The sequence below is a fragment of the Bacillus sp. UNC437CL72CviS29 genome, assembly GCF_000482345.1.
Taxonomy (GTDB): Bacteria; Bacillota; Bacilli; order Bacillales; family Bacillaceae_G; genus Bacillus_A; species Bacillus_A arachidis.
On the sequence record NZ_AXVB01000022.1, the window covers coordinates 1 to 15,513 of the forward strand.

The 15,513-nt window shown below is 35.9% G+C and carries 12 protein-coding genes and 5 tRNA genes; all 17 read left to right on the forward strand.

Annotated elements, in window-relative coordinates:
* Positions 1 to 8 precede the first annotated feature (8 nt).
* The 17 genes from M014_RS0116345 to glmS all read left to right on the forward strand — a co-directional run bounded on the left by M014_RS0116345 (position 9) and on the right by glmS (position 15,451).
* A tRNA-Tyr gene (locus tag M014_RS0116345) sits at positions 9 to 92 on the forward strand.
* A 65-nt stretch (positions 93 to 157) separates the two neighbouring features.
* A tRNA-Gln gene (locus M014_RS0116350) sits at positions 158 to 232 on the forward strand.
* 5 nt (positions 233 to 237) lie between these two features.
* Positions 238 to 313: transfer RNA gene (locus M014_RS0116355), tRNA-Lys, on the forward strand.
* A 5-nt stretch (positions 314 to 318) separates the two neighbouring features.
* Positions 319 to 390: transfer RNA gene (locus M014_RS0116360), tRNA-Gly, on the forward strand.
* A 10-nt stretch (positions 391 to 400) separates the two neighbouring features.
* A tRNA-Ala gene (locus M014_RS0116365) sits at positions 401 to 473 on the forward strand.
* A gap of 164 nt (positions 474 to 637) precedes the next feature.
* A complete protein-coding gene (locus M014_RS0116370) occupies positions 638 to 1,783 on the forward strand; it encodes a glycerate kinase (protein ID WP_026592700.1) in 1,146 nt (381 codons plus the stop codon).
* Positions 1,784 to 2,000: 217 nt separating this feature from the next.
* Positions 2,001 to 2,894: an arginase gene (gene rocF, locus M014_RS0116375; RefSeq protein ID WP_026592701.1), complete on the forward strand. Its 894-nt coding sequence runs from the start codon at positions 2,001 to 2,003 to the stop codon at positions 2,892 to 2,894.
* Positions 2,895 to 3,233: 339 nt separating this feature from the next.
* On the forward strand, positions 3,234 to 4,052 hold the full coding sequence (locus M014_RS0116380) for a MerR family transcriptional regulator (RefSeq protein ID WP_026592702.1): 819 nt from the start codon (positions 3,234 to 3,236) through the stop codon (positions 4,050 to 4,052).
* Between the two features lie 432 nt (positions 4,053 to 4,484).
* Positions 4,485 to 4,787 (forward strand): PTS sugar transporter subunit IIB, encoded by a 303-nt coding sequence (locus tag M014_RS0116385; RefSeq protein WP_026592703.1) that lies wholly within the window; start codon positions 4,485 to 4,487, stop codon positions 4,785 to 4,787.
* Between the two features lie 267 nt (positions 4,788 to 5,054).
* Positions 5,055 to 5,846: a histidine phosphatase family protein gene (locus tag M014_RS0116390; protein ID WP_026592704.1), complete on the forward strand. Its 792-nt coding sequence runs from the start codon at positions 5,055 to 5,057 to the stop codon at positions 5,844 to 5,846.
* Between the two features lie 24 nt (positions 5,847 to 5,870).
* Positions 5,871 to 7,172, forward strand: a complete 1,302-nt coding sequence (locus M014_RS0116395) for a PTS sugar transporter subunit IIC (RefSeq protein ID WP_026592705.1) — start codon at positions 5,871 to 5,873, stop codon at positions 7,170 to 7,172.
* Positions 7,173 to 7,228: 56 nt separating this feature from the next.
* Positions 7,229 to 7,546: a PTS lactose/cellobiose transporter subunit IIA gene (locus tag M014_RS0116400; protein WP_026592706.1), complete on the forward strand. Its 318-nt coding sequence runs from the start codon at positions 7,229 to 7,231 to the stop codon at positions 7,544 to 7,546.
* A gap of 58 nt (positions 7,547 to 7,604) precedes the next feature.
* Positions 7,605 to 8,990: a glycoside hydrolase family 1 protein gene (locus M014_RS0116405; RefSeq protein ID WP_026592707.1), complete on the forward strand. Its 1,386-nt coding sequence runs from the start codon at positions 7,605 to 7,607 to the stop codon at positions 8,988 to 8,990.
* Positions 8,991 to 9,565: 575 nt separating this feature from the next.
* Positions 9,566 to 10,393, forward strand: coding sequence for a diadenylate cyclase CdaA (gene cdaA, locus M014_RS0116410; protein ID WP_026592708.1), 828 nt, complete (start codon positions 9,566 to 9,568; stop codon positions 10,391 to 10,393).
* The gene (locus M014_RS0116415) at positions 10,386 to 11,822 is read left to right on the forward strand and encodes a CdaR family protein (protein WP_026592709.1); all 1,437 of its coding nucleotides are present in this window, start codon (positions 10,386 to 10,388) and stop codon (positions 11,820 to 11,822) included. Before cdaA ends, M014_RS0116415 begins: the two co-directional genes overlap by 8 nt.
* Positions 11,815 to 13,161 (forward strand): phosphoglucosamine mutase, encoded by a 1,347-nt coding sequence (glmM, locus tag M014_RS0116420; RefSeq protein WP_026592710.1) that lies wholly within the window; start codon positions 11,815 to 11,817, stop codon positions 13,159 to 13,161. The genes M014_RS0116415 and glmM overlap by 8 nt, the downstream gene beginning before the upstream one ends.
* 487 nt (positions 13,162 to 13,648) lie before the next feature.
* Positions 13,649 to 15,451, forward strand: coding sequence for a glutamine--fructose-6-phosphate transaminase (isomerizing) (gene glmS / locus M014_RS0116425; RefSeq protein WP_026592711.1), 1,803 nt, complete (start codon positions 13,649 to 13,651; stop codon positions 15,449 to 15,451).
* The last annotated feature ends 62 nt before the right edge of the window (positions 15,452 to 15,513 follow it).

A 15,513-nucleotide genomic window follows, 5' to 3' on the forward strand; every position in this document is an offset into this window, starting at 1 on the left:
ATAATGTCGGAGGGGTAGCGAAGTGGCTAAACGCGGCGGACTGTAAATCCGCTCCTTCGGGTTCGGCAGTTCGAATCTGCCCCCCTCCACCATTTTAAAAAAACAACCTGATAAAGGTTTATTTTTTTGAAAAGACAAGCATACTAGTAAATATTAATGGGCTATAGCCAAGCGGTAAGGCAACGGACTTTGACTCCGTCATGCGCTGGTTCGAATCCAGCTAGCCCAGCCATTTACGAGCCATTAGCTCAGTTGGTAGAGCATCTGACTTTTAATCAGAGGGTCGAAGGTTCGAGTCCTTCATGGCTCACCATTTTCGCGGAAGTAGTTCAGTGGTAGAATACAACCTTGCCAAGGTTGGGGTCGCGGGTTCGAATCCCGTCTTCCGCTTTTTTACTTCGGGGCCTTAGCTCAGCTGGGAGAGCGCCTGCCTTGCACGCAGGAGGTCAGCGGTTCGATCCCGCTAGGCTCCATTATAAATTAGAAAAAACCTTACATCTTTTGATGTAAGGTTTTTTGTTTATTCTGCTTTAATAAGGAAAAGTTTCCATTTATTTCGTTTACAATAGAAAAATAGAGTAAAATATAAGGTTTGAATTAAAGCGTGTGTGGATACGGGGGAAGGGAGGAATAGGTGTTGAAAATTGTTATTGCATCTGATTCATATAAAGAAAGCTTACGAGCGATAGAAGTATGTAAGGCCATTGAAAAAGGGTTTACTAAAGTTTTTCCTGAAGCTGAGTATGTGAAACTTCCAATTGGAGATGGAGGAGAAGGTACCGTTCAATCTCTTGTTGATGCTACAGGAGGAAAGATCATTCAACTTTACGTAACAGGTCCACTTGGTGAACGTGTAGATGCATTCTACGGTATTTCTCAAGATAAAAGAACAGCGTTTATTGAAATGGCAGCAGCGTCGGGGTTGCATCATGTTCCGGTTGAACAGCGAAACCCTCTCATCGCCACAACAAAAGGAACGGGAGAGCTTATATTAGATGCTTTAGATAAAGGTGTACAGCATATTATTTTAGGGCTTGGCGGAAGTGCTACGAACGATGGAGGGACAGGCATGCTCTCAGCCCTAGGTGTAAGGTTTTTAAGGAAAGATGGACGAATAATAGAACCTGTCGGTGGAAATTTACATTTTATTGATTCTTTAGACTTAGCTAAGTTGGATTCTCGTTTAGCGCATGTGAAAATAGAAGCGGCATGTGATGTAGACAATCCTTTAACAGGACAAAAAGGAGCATCTTTTGTATTTGCAAAGCAAAAAGGAGCAAGTCCAGAAATGATCACGCAGTTAGATGATAATTTAAAGCATTATGCCTATGTATTAAAACGGCATGTACACATTGATGTGGAAGAGATACCGGGTGCAGGAGCTGGGGGAGGATTAGGAGCTGCAGTTGTTGCTGTACTACAAGGTCAATTAAGAAAGGGAATTGAAATTGTATTAGACTATACAAATTTTGATGAACATATAAAAGAAGCAACTCTTGTTCTTACAGGTGAAGGAAGAATAGATGTGCAAACCGCTTATGGAAAAGCACCAGTTGGGGTTGCTAGACGTGCAAAGAGACTACATATACCTGTTATAGCTATTGGGGGTTCTGTACTTTCGAATCACATTTCAGTTTATAAAGAAGGAATAGATGCTGTGTTTGCTGCCACATCAAGTCCAATGACACTAGAGGAAGCATATATAGCAGCAAGAGAAAATATTGAAATGACTGCGCGGAATATCGCATCTGTATGGAAAATAGCTTCAGGAAAACGTCTCTAATTATAGGAGACGTTTATTTTTCATTATTTATGTGTACATGTGTAATGAGATTTTTTAGAAAACGGTTTATTTTATACATAAAACAGACGAAAAATATAGATTTCTACGTAGATATTAGTGAATGAGGTGTATATACATACAAAAAAATGTCGAGTTGAGTCAGAGTATATAAAAGATTTAAAATATTTAGTGAAGGCATAAAAGGGGGAGACTATCTATGAAGAAAGAAATTTCAATCGTTGGAGTTCCAATGGACTTAGGACAGATGCGTCGTGGAGTTGATATGGGCCCAAGTGCAATTCGTTATGCGGGAGTAATTGAAAGAATTCAAAACATCGGATATGACGTAGAAGATATTGGGGATATTTGTATCAAGAGAGAAAAAGAAGTAGCTGAAAATACAAATTTAAGAAACCTTACACAAGTTGCAAAAGTTTGTGATGAATTAGCAGGTAAGGTTGATCATATTATAGAAGAAGGTCGTTTTCCACTTGTACTAGGTGGCGATCATAGTATTGCAATTGGGACACTTGCAGGAGTAGCAAAGCATTATAAAAATTTAGGTGTAATTTGGTATGATGCACACGGTGATTTAAATACAGAAGAAACGTCACCGTCTGGAAATATTCATGGTATGTCACTTGCAGCAAGCTTAGGTTATGGTCATCCTTCATTAGTGAATTTATACGAGGCGTATCCGAAAGTGAAAAAGGAAAACGTCGTTATCATTGGTGCACGTGCATTAGATGAGGGAGAAAAAGACTTCATCCGCGATGAAGGAATTAAAGTATTTACAATGCATGAAATTGATCGTATGGGTATGACTGCGGTTATGGAAGAAACAATTGCATACTTATCACATACAGATGGTGTTCATTTATCATTAGATTTAGATGGACTAGACCCACATGATGCACCAGGAGTGGGAACACCTGTAATTGGTGGACTATCCTATCGTGAAAGTCATTTAGCAATGGAAATGCTAGCGGAGGCTGATATTATTACATCAGCTGAGTTTGTGGAAGTAAATACGATTTTAGATGAGAAAAACAGAACAGCAACAACAGCGGTAGCTTTAATGGGTTCTTTATTCGGTGAAAAACTAAAATAAATGTAAGACAAACGGCGACTAATTATATTTAAATAATAGGCGCTTAAGTTAATAAAATCAAAGGGATGAACAAATTGGATATGTACAATCTGTTCATCCCTTTTTATTGTCTTGTTAAAATATAGTATATGGTATCGGGAGTTTTCTAATGAATACTCCCCCACTTCACTTCGTTTGAAGTAGGGGTACTCTTTCGGTAATATCTGATAGAGAAACGATTGTGTTGTGTCCGTTAAGTTGTCTATTTTTTATGTAATTGTTTTTAAAACTTGCTACACTGTTTATGAAGGTATTTGTTAAATAATGATAGCAGGAACTATGGACTTGGAGGTGATATATGTGAAGAAATATAAAATAGGAGAAGTAGGAAAGGAATTTGGAGTTTCGATAGATGCGCTAAGGTTTTATGAAAAGAAGGGTTTCCTAAAACCGCAAAAAGATAAAGATACGGGTTTTAGATTTTATACATATGAGGATTTTGGAATATTTTTAGCCATTAAAAATTTCCGCCAAATGGGATTTCATGTTAAGGAAATTGGATCTATTTTTAATGGTTTAGAATTAGATGACATGATAAAAAAATGCAATGACAAAATAACTGAAAAAGAAGAAACAATAAAAAAGTTGGAATTAGAAATAAAACAAATTAATGAGTTTATGGGCTTATTAAAAAAATATAAAAAAGAAGATAGACAATGGTTTATAGAGTCAACTGAAACCTATTATCTTCTAAGACATATTCATTTAGATAAAGGAACATTATGTGTAAATCCTCTGTTAAAAGAATGGCTATCATTTTTGCCAACAGTCTATCCAGCACTATACATTCCACTTGAACAATATAAACTGAAAACGATTTGTGACAGTTATTGGGTAATGGCCATCCCTGAAATGAAAATGAGAGAATACGAATTGCCTATTGATGAATCAGTTTTACAAGTTGATATGGGGGAGTGTTTGAATTATTTATATGAAAAAGAGGCGAATGAGCCCTTATCCAACCTAATTTTAGAAGAACCATTACAGATCATTGAGAACCTTGGCTATAATCTTAACGGGGATATTTTATGTCGATACGTTTGTGAGACAAAAGAGCAAGAGAGGGTAATTGAACATTATATCATTATGCTTCCTATTATAAGTAAAGGTGAAAAGTAAAATAGGTATAGATTTTTCTTGTTTCTATGGAAATTATTTAACCTTTGCAGAGTGAAATTGGCAAGTAAGTCTCCATATAACTAGGGAAGATAGAAGTCCATTGTTCAAATTGAATTTGAATGATCTATTTTAAAGGCATTCGACTAACTGTTGTAAAGAGACAACTCAATATATTCAATGATTAGCACTTAATTTGTTGGTGTGAAAAGTGAGAACATTAAAAAACAGTAGTTTAAACGTAATTGAACTACTGTTTTTTTGATAACTGAAAAGCATGTACTTTTCAGCTCGCATTCAATTCATTTTATGTATATAGAAAATTTAAGGTAAACAAAATTCCAAAAAGATATTGACCCTGGTCTTAGACCATATTTTATAGTGAACTTGTAATGAAGGCGCTTTCAATAATAGTGAACAGTGGAGGTAATAAATATGAAAAAGATTGTTCTTTTATGTAATGCAGGTATGTCTACGAGTATGTTGATGAACAAAATGAGAGGATACGCAGAAGAAATAAACTATGAATGTGAAATTAATGCTTATCCATTAGCTGAAGCAAAGAATGTTGGACAAGCGGCAGACATTATTTTATTAGGACCTCAGGTTCGATATGCTTTAAATACTGTGAAAGGTCAATTGCCAGAAAAGCTTATTGAAGTGATTGATATGTCAGCTTATGGCATGTTAGATGGAAAAAAAGTAATTGAACAAGTGAAAAATATTTTAGGCGATTAAAAGTGTATACGTTGAGAACGATTAACGAGCTTTAGACGATTTATTCAGTTATGAAAAGTACATATTCTGAGGAAGATCATCGTCTGAAATAGATAAGGAAATTTCCAATTCTATGTGTGGTAGTAGGGAGCCTTGCAGGATAGAGAAATAATAAATTGGTTGTTTAATCAGTCAAAATCATTTTTAAATATCTTCATTATAAAAATATCATTCTACTCATGTGAGTGGTGCATGCCTATTTTTATAAGCCCATAAGGAGATTTCATGATGAGTAAAAAAATATTATCAATTTGCTTGTTAATTTCTTTAACGGTTTCATTATTTGGATGTTCAGCAAATGAAGACCAAAAAGTGAAAGAGAAAAAAGAAGAAAAACCTGTTGAACTTTATTTGGTAAGGCATGGGGAAACGATGCTGAATACGACTGATAGAGTACAGGGGTGGGCTGACGCGCCTCTTACTAAAGATGGAATTGAAGTGGCAGAGTACCTTGGTAAAGGTTTGAAAGGAGTACAATTTGAAAAAGTGTATAGCAGTGATAGTGGACGCGCTGTAGAAACTGCAAAGATCGTGCTAGATCAAAACAAAAATAAAAACATAGATATCGTTCAGCGGAAAAACTTGCGGGAAGTATGTTTTGGTGAGTTTGAAGGAGAACTGAATCATACTTTTTACGAGACACTTGCAAAAGCTAATAATATGACATTAGAGGAATTTAGGAATAATTTCGATGTTGATATTATGCTTAATACTGCAGCTAAGATTGATAAAAGTAAACAGGCCGAAAGTGCGGAAGTAGTTTCAAAAAGGGTAAGAAAAGAAATCGATAAAATTGTAGAAGAAGTAGCTAAAGAGGGAGGCGGTAATGCACTTGTTGTATCACATGGAATATCGTTAATGGCGCTGTTATATACAATCTCTCCTGAATCACTTAATAATCTTGATGGTGGTCTAGATAATGCAAGTGTTTCAAAAGTTGTATATAAAGATGGTAAATATACAGTTCAGTCTGTAAACGATATGAGCTATGTTGAAAAGGGGAAAGAGAAAACGAAATAAAATCTAAAAATATGGGTGGTAAACATGAAGTTTTTAGAGATGACGAGAAACGGACTAGAACGAATAATTACACCACTGACAAATTATCTCGGAAATAGCAAAGTTGTCAACGCAATTACATCAGGGATGATGATGACAATTCCTGTTACTATCGGTGTTACATTATTCGCTATTTTAGGTAACTTGCCGTTTAAATGGTGGAAAGATCTAATTAATCAAGCTGGTTTATATACACATATGCAAGATATGATAAGTGCAACATTGAGTTTGTTAGCTGTTTATATGGTTGTAATTATTGCTTATTCTTATGCGAAAGAAGAAGGCATGAATGGAATGGTAGCCGGCGTAATTGCATTAGGTAGTTTCCTATGTTTAATGCCAATGTCTGTTAAGGTAGGAGAAGAACAGGTTCCAGCTATCCTCACTCAATATTTAGGAAGTGACGGAATATTTGTAGCAATGTTTGTTGGTGTTTTGACAAGTAAACTTTACTGTGCATTAACAAGAAAAAATATTGGGGTGAAATTACCGGAATCAGTACCACCTATGGTAGCTGATGCAATTAATCCAGTATTTATCTCAATCATTATCTTTACCATCATTTTCTTTGTCAGAGTGATATTTGGTTATACTCCATATGAAAATATCTTTAATTTTGTTAGTCAAGTTGTATCACTACCTGTAAAAGTAATTGGATCTTCTGTTTGGTCGGTTATTGGTATATTTACGTTTATGAATTTGTGTTGGTTCTTTGGTTTACATCCAGCACCAATCATAAATGTATGGTATAGTGCGACTGCTCCTCTATTTACGGCAGCTATTACAGCTTTTGCTTCAGGAACACCTGTTTCAGAAATCCCTTATTTAGCATTTAGCCTTATGCACTTTGCGGTTGTAGTTGGTGGAACAGGAAATACATTAGGTTTAGCTATAAATATGTTATTTGCGAAATCAGAACAATATAAATCGCTCGGGAAAATCGGTATTGTACCAAATATTTTTAACATAAATGAACCGCTTGTTTTTGGGTTGCCGCTTGTCCTAAATCCAATCTATTTTATTCCATTGGTAACCTCTTCATTAGTTGGTGGGTTAATCGGTCTTGTTTTCCTAAAGATCACCGGGATTCTATCTACCTATAATCCACTAATAGAATTACCATGGGTAACACCTGCGCCTTTTGCAGCTTATGTTTCTGGTGGATGGTTACTTCTTTTAATGACCATTATCATCATTATTTCTCAGATTTTATTATATTATCCGTTCTTTAAAATTGGAGATAAGAAAGCTTATGAGGCAGAACAAAAAGCAGCAACAAATAACTAATAATACTAAGTATGAAATGTGTATTTAAAAAATAAAAATGTGTTGGAGGAAGAGTCATGGAACAACATGAATATATTGTATTTCAAATTATATCTGCAGTAGGTAGTGCTCGTTCATCATATATTGAAGCAGTACAAGAAGCGAAAAAGGGTGATTTCGAACGGGCAAAAGAATTGATCGAAGAAGGTGCTGAATCTTTTATTCAAGGGCATAAGGCACATGCTGGACTAATTAGTAAAGAAGCAAGTGGGGGAAAAGTAGAAGTAAGTTTATTATTAGCTCATGCTGAAGATCAACTTATGAGTGCAGAAGGATTTAAGATAATAGCAGAAGAGTTTATTAGTGTTTATGAAAAAATTTCAGAAAAACAATGATTATTAATCTATGGATAAATAAGGTGGATAATTAAATTTGGTAAGGAAAGGTAAGAATATGCTTAAGACTACATTTAAAAAAGACTTTTTATGGGGAGCTTCCACAAGTGCTTACCAAGTAGAGGGTGCCTATAATGAAGATGGAAAAGGGCTTTCTATTCAAGATATGAAAGCTATTCCTGAAGACACATCTGATTTTAAAGTTTGTAGTGACCATTATCATAACTTTAAAGAAGATATAAGGCTTTTTTCCGAACTAGGATTAAAAACTTATCGCTTTTCCATAGCTTGGACACGTATTCTTCCAAGTGGTGTGGGAGAAATAAATGAAAAGGGCGTTATGTTCTATAGTAATTTAATTGATGAATTACTGAAACATAAGATAATACCACTAGTGACGATGTATCATTTTGATTTGCCGTATGAATTGGAGAAAAATGGTGGGTGGAGCAATCGTTCTACCATTGATGCTTTTGTGAATTATTGTGAAATTCTTTTTGAACGTTTTGGTGATCGGGTTAAGCATTGGCTAACAATTAATGAGCAAAATATGATGATTTTACATGGTGGAGCGATTGGTACATCTGTATTATCTCAAAAAGAGTTATATCAACAAAATCATCATATGCTCTTAGCAGAGGCTAAAGTTACTAACTTATGTCATCAGATGATACCGGATGCTAAAATTGGGCCGGCACCCAATATTAGCTATGTTTATCCTAAAACATGTAAACCTAATGATATTATTGCAGCTCAAAATTGTAATGCAATTCGAAATTGGCTATATCTAGATATGGCTGTACATGGACGTTATAACAAAACAGCTTGGAATTTTATGGAAAGTAAAAATATCGAACCTGTCATATTAGATGGAGATATGGAGATTTTATCTAGCTCCAAACCAGATTATATTGCTTTTAACTATTACTCTTCAATAACCGTTAGTGAGTATGATGAGAATTTTGTAATTGATAGCGGTGGTGATCAACAAATTGAAGTAGGTGAAGAAGGTTTCTTTATGGGTGATGATAATGAATATCTGGAATTAACAGACTTCGGATGGGAGATTGATCCAATTGGCTTCCGTGTTACGTTAAGAGAAGTTAGCGATCGTTATAATCTACCTATTATTGTTACAGAGAATGGAATAGGTGCATATGATAAGGTTAATGAAGACGGTTCAGTTCATGATGATTATCGAATTGAGTATTTAAGTAAACATATAGAACAAATGGAATTGGCAATTGTAGCTGGCGTGGATGTCATTGGTTATTGTCCATGGGCAGCAATTGATTTAATTTCTACTCATCAAGGTTTTAGGAAAAGATATGGTTTTATATATGTAAATCGTGGTGAAAATGATTTAAAAGACTTAAGAAGAATAAAGAAAAAGAGTTTTTATTGGTATAAAACAGTTATCTCATCTAATGGTAAAAAACGCTAAAGTATAAAACACCTCTACCACAGTGCTCAGCACTGTGGTAGAGGTGTTTTATATGGAAGTGTATCCTTGCTATTCTTATCAACATCCATCTCTGAAACTTTCATAAGAAGGCTTTCCTTATTATGCATCTTTAATCGTATCTCACCCGAAAATGTTTACAGGTTATTATTGTTGCTTTAAGATCTTTACACGCAGACTCTATCTCTCCATATAAAAACAAATGTACCTATCTGCATTTTATAGTATTTACTACACTCAACTTCTATTTTAAATACAAAAGGATAATTAGCTCCTAGAATAGAATGACTCTCCTGTTTTACATGTTACCTAAATTTAATGAAACGTTTCTTTTTTTATTTTAAAATAAGAGTATAATAATAAGTTATATTATACTGCCTTACAATAAAGTTTGACATCTTACCAATTTATACCATGAGGGGTAACGTCGTTTGTAATTGTCGTTTCTTTCATGTATGGTATAATTAACTAGTTGTTGTAAATACATACATATAGAGCAGAATAATAATATTTCAGTATATGGATAAAATTGCTCATAAGTAGGAGGAAGGGTTAGCATGCCTTTTGGAGATATGAACTTTTTGAAATATCTCAGTACGATATTAGATATCGCCGTTGTGTGGTTTGTTATATATAAGCTAATTCATGTAATCCGAGGTACAAAAGCCGTTCAACTTTTGAAAGGGATTACAGTTATTATTATCGTCCGTATATTAAGTTATTTATTTGAGTTGCATACGTTGCAGTGGCTCACGGACCAAGCTTTGACATGGGGATTCCTAGCAGTGATTATTATTTTTCAACCCGAGCTTAGAAGAGCGCTTGAACAATTAGGAAGAGGAAGTTTGTTCTCTCGTGCAATTGGTCAGGAAGAAGAAGAGTATGAAATCGTTGCGAATGCTGTGGCAAAGGCAACTGAATATATGGGTAAACGACGCATTGGTGCGCTTATTACATTATCTAGAGAGACTGGGATGGGAGATTATGTAGAAACCGGGATTCCTTTAAATGCTAATGTGTCATCAGAACTGCTTATTAATATCTTTATCCCCAATACACCGCTTCATGATGGAGCGGTTATTATGCAAGGGAATACGATTAAAGCAGCAGCTTGTTACTTACCATTATCGGAAAGTCCGTTCATATCAAAAGAATTAGGAACGCGTCACCGAGCTGCGATGGGAGTTAGTGAAGTAACTGATAGCATTACAGTGGTTGTATCAGAAGAAACAGGTCAAATTTCTTTAACTAAAAATGGGGAATTACATCGTGATTTAAAAGTCGAACAGTTGAAAGAGATGCTTTTAGCAGAGTTCAGTGGGAATGTGAAGACAACTTCTTCATCTTTATGGAATTGGAATTGGAGGAGAAAGCGTCATGGATAAGCTGATGGAGAACCACTGGTTTTTAAAAGGAATTTCATTACTATTGGCGTTAATGCTTTACATGTCAACGAATTTGTCGGATAAAAACATGACAGAGAATAAGAATGCATCACCTTTTCCAACAAGTGATATAACAGAAACAGTGTCTAACATTGTAGTAGCAGTAAACTATGATGAAGATAAATATATTGTAAGTGGTATTCCAAAGTATGTAAAAGTAAAATTGGAAGGACCCAAAAACGTAATTACTGCAGCAAGGTCACAACGTGAGTTTGGTGTATCTGTAGATTTACGTGGATATTCTACAGGAACATACGAAGTGCCTTTAAAGTATACCGGGATGGAAAATAACTTAAAAGTAACGGTTCAACCGGCGAAAGTTAAAGTTACAATCCAAAGTAAGGCGAAGAAGTCATTTCCTGTGGAAGTGAAGTATTCGAATGAGAGTCAAATGCCAGGAGGTAGTATGGTTGAAAAGCCGACTATTAAACCAGGAACTGTTGAGGTTATTGGTACAGAAGAGGAGCTAGCAAAAGTTGCTCTTGTCAGGGCATATGTTGATTTGAAGGGGATAACAAAAACAGTAACAAAGACAGCCGAAATTGTACTATATGATGAAGATGGTAAGAAACTAGACTTACAAACAACACCTTCTAAAGTAAGTGTTACGATCCCAGTTTCAAATCCAACTACGACAAATAATATTGAAAAAACTGTGCCACTAACTTATTCAAAAAAAGGAAGTGTACCTGAAGGGTTAGCTGTTACAAAAATCGGTATCGAACCAAATGAAGTGACAATATCAGGACCAAAAGATGTTTTGGACACTATAAAGTCCTTGGAGGGCGTCGAAGTAGATCTTAGTAAAATTACGGAATCTACAACATTCGATGCCTCTGTTTTATTACCGAAAGGTGTAACAAATGTAAACCCTAGTCAAGTGAAAGTTTCCGTCGAAGTACAAAAGCAAAAAAATACAAAGCATAAGACAATAGAGGGCATTTCTATACGAAAAAATGGATTGTCAGATGAATTCACCTTACAATTGCTTTCTCCACAAGGTGGAAAGATAAGCGTTGATATTTCAGGAGAAGCCAGTATAGTAGATAAAATAACAGCAGAACAAATAACAGCGTCAATTAATCTACAAAATCTATCTTCTGGGACACACGATATTCCAATTCAGGTTAGCGGCCCTAATAATGTTTCAATAGAGACAAAACAAAAAAATGCAAAGGTAACCCTTGTGAAAAAAGAAAATTCAGAGCAAGAAGTACAAGGAAGGCCAGAACAACCAGAACAACCAGATTCACCAGAAGACAAAGAGAATGAAATAGAAAAACCAAATGAGAAAGACAAGGAACAAGGCAAACAGAATGAAGTAGAAAATCAAAAAGAGCAAGAAAAAGGAGCGAATAGCAATGGGTAAATATTTTGGTACAGATGGTGTGCGCGGTGTCGCGAATGAGGAATTGACGCCTGAACTAGCATTTAAAATTGGACGTTTTGGAGGATATGTATTAACAAAAGATATAGATCGTCCAAAAGTTATTATTGGCCGAGATACACGTGTATCTGGTCACATGTTAGAAGGTGCATTAGTAGCAGGTCTATTATCAACTGGAGCAGAAGTTATGCGTCTTGGTGTTATTTCAACTCCTGGGGTTGCGTATTTAACAAAGGCGCTAGATGCACAAGCGGGTGTTATGATTTCAGCATCTCATAACCCAGTGCAAGATAACGGAATTAAATTTTTTGGCTCAGATGGATTCAAACTAACTGATGAACAAGAAGCAGAAATTGAAGCTTTATTAGATAAAGAAGTAGATGAATTACCACGTCCGACAGGAACAGAGCTTGGACAAGTGAACGATTACTTCGAAGGTGGACAAAAGTATTTACAATACATTAAACAAACTGTAGAAGAAGACTTCTCTGGTTTACATATTGCTTTAGATTGTGCACACGGAGCAACGTCTTCTTTAGCACCATATTTATTCGCAGACTTAGAAGCTGACATCTCTACGATGGGAACATCACCAAACGGTATGAACATTAACGAGGGTGTTGGCTCTACACATCCAGAAGTTTTAGCTGAACTAGTAAAAGAAAAAGGTGCGGATATTGGACTTGCATTTGATGGCGATGGAGACCGTTTAATTGCAGTAGATGAAAAAGGAAACATTGTTGATGGCGATCAAATTATGTACATTTGTGCGAAATATATGAAAGAAACTGGTCAGTTAAAACATAACACAGTTGTTTCAACTGTTATGAGTAACTTAGGATTCTATAAAGCACTAGAAGCAAACGGTATTACAAGTAATAAGACAGCAGTTGGTGATCGCTACGTAATGGAAGAAATGAAGCGCGGCGGTTATAATCTTGGTGGGGAACAATCTGGTCATATTATCTTACTTGATTACATTACAACTGGAGACGGAATGTTAAGTGCGCTTCAACTTGTAAATATTATGAAGATGACGAAAAAGCCATTGTCTGAGCTTGCGAGTGAAATGACAAAGTTCCCTCAACTATTAGTAAACGTTCGTGTAACGGATAAAAAATTAGCATTAGAAAATGAAAAAATTAAAGAAATTATTCGTGTGGTGGAAGAAGAAATGAACGGAAACGGCCGTATTCTTGTTCGTCCTTCTGGAACAGAACCACTTATTCGTGTAATGGCAGAAGCACCAACACAAGAAATTTGTGATGGATATGTACATCGCATTGTAGAAGTTGTGAAAGCTGAAGTTGGAGCTGAATAATTAGCTGATTTTATATGAAAAAGGAGCACGATTTGTGCTCCTTTTTCATATGTTTTATAGACAATGAAAAAATTTCATTGACGGTTTATGTTGTTTGTTATAAGATGGTCTTGTTCTTTTTCTCAAAGTAAATATAAGGAATTATAAAAGCGCCAGAACTACAAGTTGTGTAGTTGACGAGGAGGAGTTTTATCGAGATTTCGGCGGATGACTCCCGGTTGTTCATCACAACCGAAAGCTTTTACTTAAATCACCAAGGTGACTCGGTGGACAAAGGTAAAGGTTTGATGAGAGAAAAGGAACGGATGAATACTAGCTGTATAAGTATATACGGACTGAAACCCAATCGAGAGGAAGGTGAAAGCCGTTACAGACTTACAGGGCTAGCAATATGTAATCCGTTTTTTATATTTAAATAATGAATGGGATCGGACTATGTCGTTACATGTTCGCATAGCAATGTAAGCATTTGTAACGGCGACTAAACATGTGTGGAATCGTAGGATTTATTGGAGAGCAAGATGCAAAGGAAATTTTATTAAAAGGTTTAGAGAAACTAGAATACCGCGGATATGATTCAGCAGGTATTGCAGTACAGGCAGAGAACGGTATTGTTGTATACAAAGAAAAAGGCCGTATTGCAAAACTTCGTGAAATCGTAGACGAGAACGTGGCAGCAAGCGTGGGAATCGGTCACACACGCTGGGCTACACATGGTGTTCCAAGCACTGTAAACGCACATCCGCATCAAAGTACATCAAAGCGCTTTACGCTAGTTCATAATGGTGTAATTGAAAACTATGAATTAGTGAAAAAAGAATATCTTCAAGATGTAACGTTTGTAAGTGAGACTGATACAGAAGTTATCGTACAGCTTATGGAACAGCAAGTAAGCACAGGGTTAAGTGTAGAAGATGCATTCCGTAAAACGTTATCCATTTTACATGGTTCTTATGCGATTGGATTACTTGATGCTGAAAATCCAAACATGATTTATGTTGCTAAAAACAAAAGCCCGCTATTAGTAGGTGTTGGTGACAACTTTAATGTTGTTGCGAGCGACGCAATGGCGATGTTACAAGTTACAGATCAATTTATCGAATTAATGGATAAAGAAATGGTAATTGTAACACAAGAAAGCATTACAATTAAAAACTTACAAGGTGAAACGATTGAACGTGCACCGTTTACAGCGGAATTAGATGCAAGTGATATTGAAAAAGGAACATATCCTCATTTCATGCTTAAAGAAATTGATGAGCAACCACTTGTAATCCGTAATATCATTCAAAAATATCAAAATGAAAATGGCGAAATCGAATTAGATGGAGACATCCGTAATGCGATTTTAGATAGCGATCGTATTTATATTATTGCATGTGGAACAAGTTACCATGCTGGTCTTGTTGGAAAGCAATTCATCGAGAAGTTTGCAAAAGTACCTGTAGAAGTACACGTAGCAAGTGAATTCTCTTACAATATGCCATTATTAACAGAAAGACCATTCTTCATTTACATTTCACAAAGTGGTGAAACTGCAGATAGCCGTGCAGTACTTGTACAAACAAGTGAAATGGGTCATAAAGCATTAACAATTACAAACGTACCAGGTTCTACGCTTTCTCGTGAAGCTGACTATACACTACCTCTATATGCAGGGCCAGAAATCGCAGTTGCTTCTACGAAAGCTTACACAGCTCAACTTGCAGTGCTTTCAATCCTAGCAGCTGATATTGCGAAAGCAAAAGGCGAAGTTCTTGATTTTGATTTAACACACGAACTAGGTCTTGTAGCGAATGCAATGGTAGTACTTTGTGATCAAAAAGAAGAAATGGATGCACTTGCAAAACAATTTTTAGCAACAACACGCAACTGTTTCTTCATTGGACGCAGCGTAGACTTCTTCGTAGGATTAGAAGGTGCGTTAAAGCTAAAAGAAATTTCTTACATCCAAGCAGAAGGATTTGCTGGTGGAGAATTAAAACACGGTACAATCGCGTTAATTGAACAAGGTACACCAGTTATCGCACTTGCTACGCAAGAGCACGTAAACCTTGGAATTCGCGGTAACGTAAAAGAAGTAGTAGCACGTGGAGCAAACCCATGTATCATCTCAATGAAAGGCTTAGAAATGGAAGGCGACAGCTTCGTACTACCAGCTGTACATGAAGCATTAGCACCGCTTGTAGCAGTTGTTCCATTACAACTTATCTCATACTACGCAGCGCTTCACCGCGAGTGTGATGTTGATAAGCCTCGTAACTTAGCTAAGTCTGTTACTGTTGAGTAGGAGATTGGGAAATTAATAATTGTATTGTAGATTTGAAATAAAGTTGCACTGTTTCCACCCCT

What these genes read in the sequence shown, in the direction of transcription:
- M014_RS0116390 (WP_026592704.1), top strand. Translation starts at nt 5,055, where the DNA reads ATGAGTAAAAAAATATTATCAATTTGCTTGTTAATTTCTTTAACGGTT.
- rocF (WP_026592701.1), top strand. Translation starts at nt 2,001, where the DNA reads ATGAAGAAAGAAATTTCAATCGTTGGAGTTCCAATGGACTTAGGACAG.
- M014_RS0116395 (WP_026592705.1), top strand. Translation starts at nt 5,871, where the DNA reads ATGAAGTTTTTAGAGATGACGAGAAACGGACTAGAACGAATAATTACA.
- cdaA (WP_026592708.1), top strand. Translation starts at nt 9,566, where the DNA reads ATGCCTTTTGGAGATATGAACTTTTTGAAATATCTCAGTACGATATTA.
- M014_RS0116385 (WP_026592703.1), top strand. Translation starts at nt 4,485, where the DNA reads ATGAAAAAGATTGTTCTTTTATGTAATGCAGGTATGTCTACGAGTATG.
- M014_RS0116415 (WP_026592709.1), top strand. Translation starts at nt 10,386, where the DNA reads ATGGATAAGCTGATGGAGAACCACTGGTTTTTAAAAGGAATTTCATTA.
- M014_RS0116400 (WP_026592706.1), top strand. Translation starts at nt 7,229, where the DNA reads ATGGAACAACATGAATATATTGTATTTCAAATTATATCTGCAGTAGGT.
- M014_RS0116405 (WP_026592707.1), top strand. Translation starts at nt 7,605, where the DNA reads ATGCTTAAGACTACATTTAAAAAAGACTTTTTATGGGGAGCTTCCACA.
- glmM (WP_026592710.1), top strand. Translation starts at nt 11,815, where the DNA reads ATGGGTAAATATTTTGGTACAGATGGTGTGCGCGGTGTCGCGAATGAG.
- glmS (WP_026592711.1), top strand. Translation starts at nt 13,649, where the DNA reads ATGTGTGGAATCGTAGGATTTATTGGAGAGCAAGATGCAAAGGAAATT.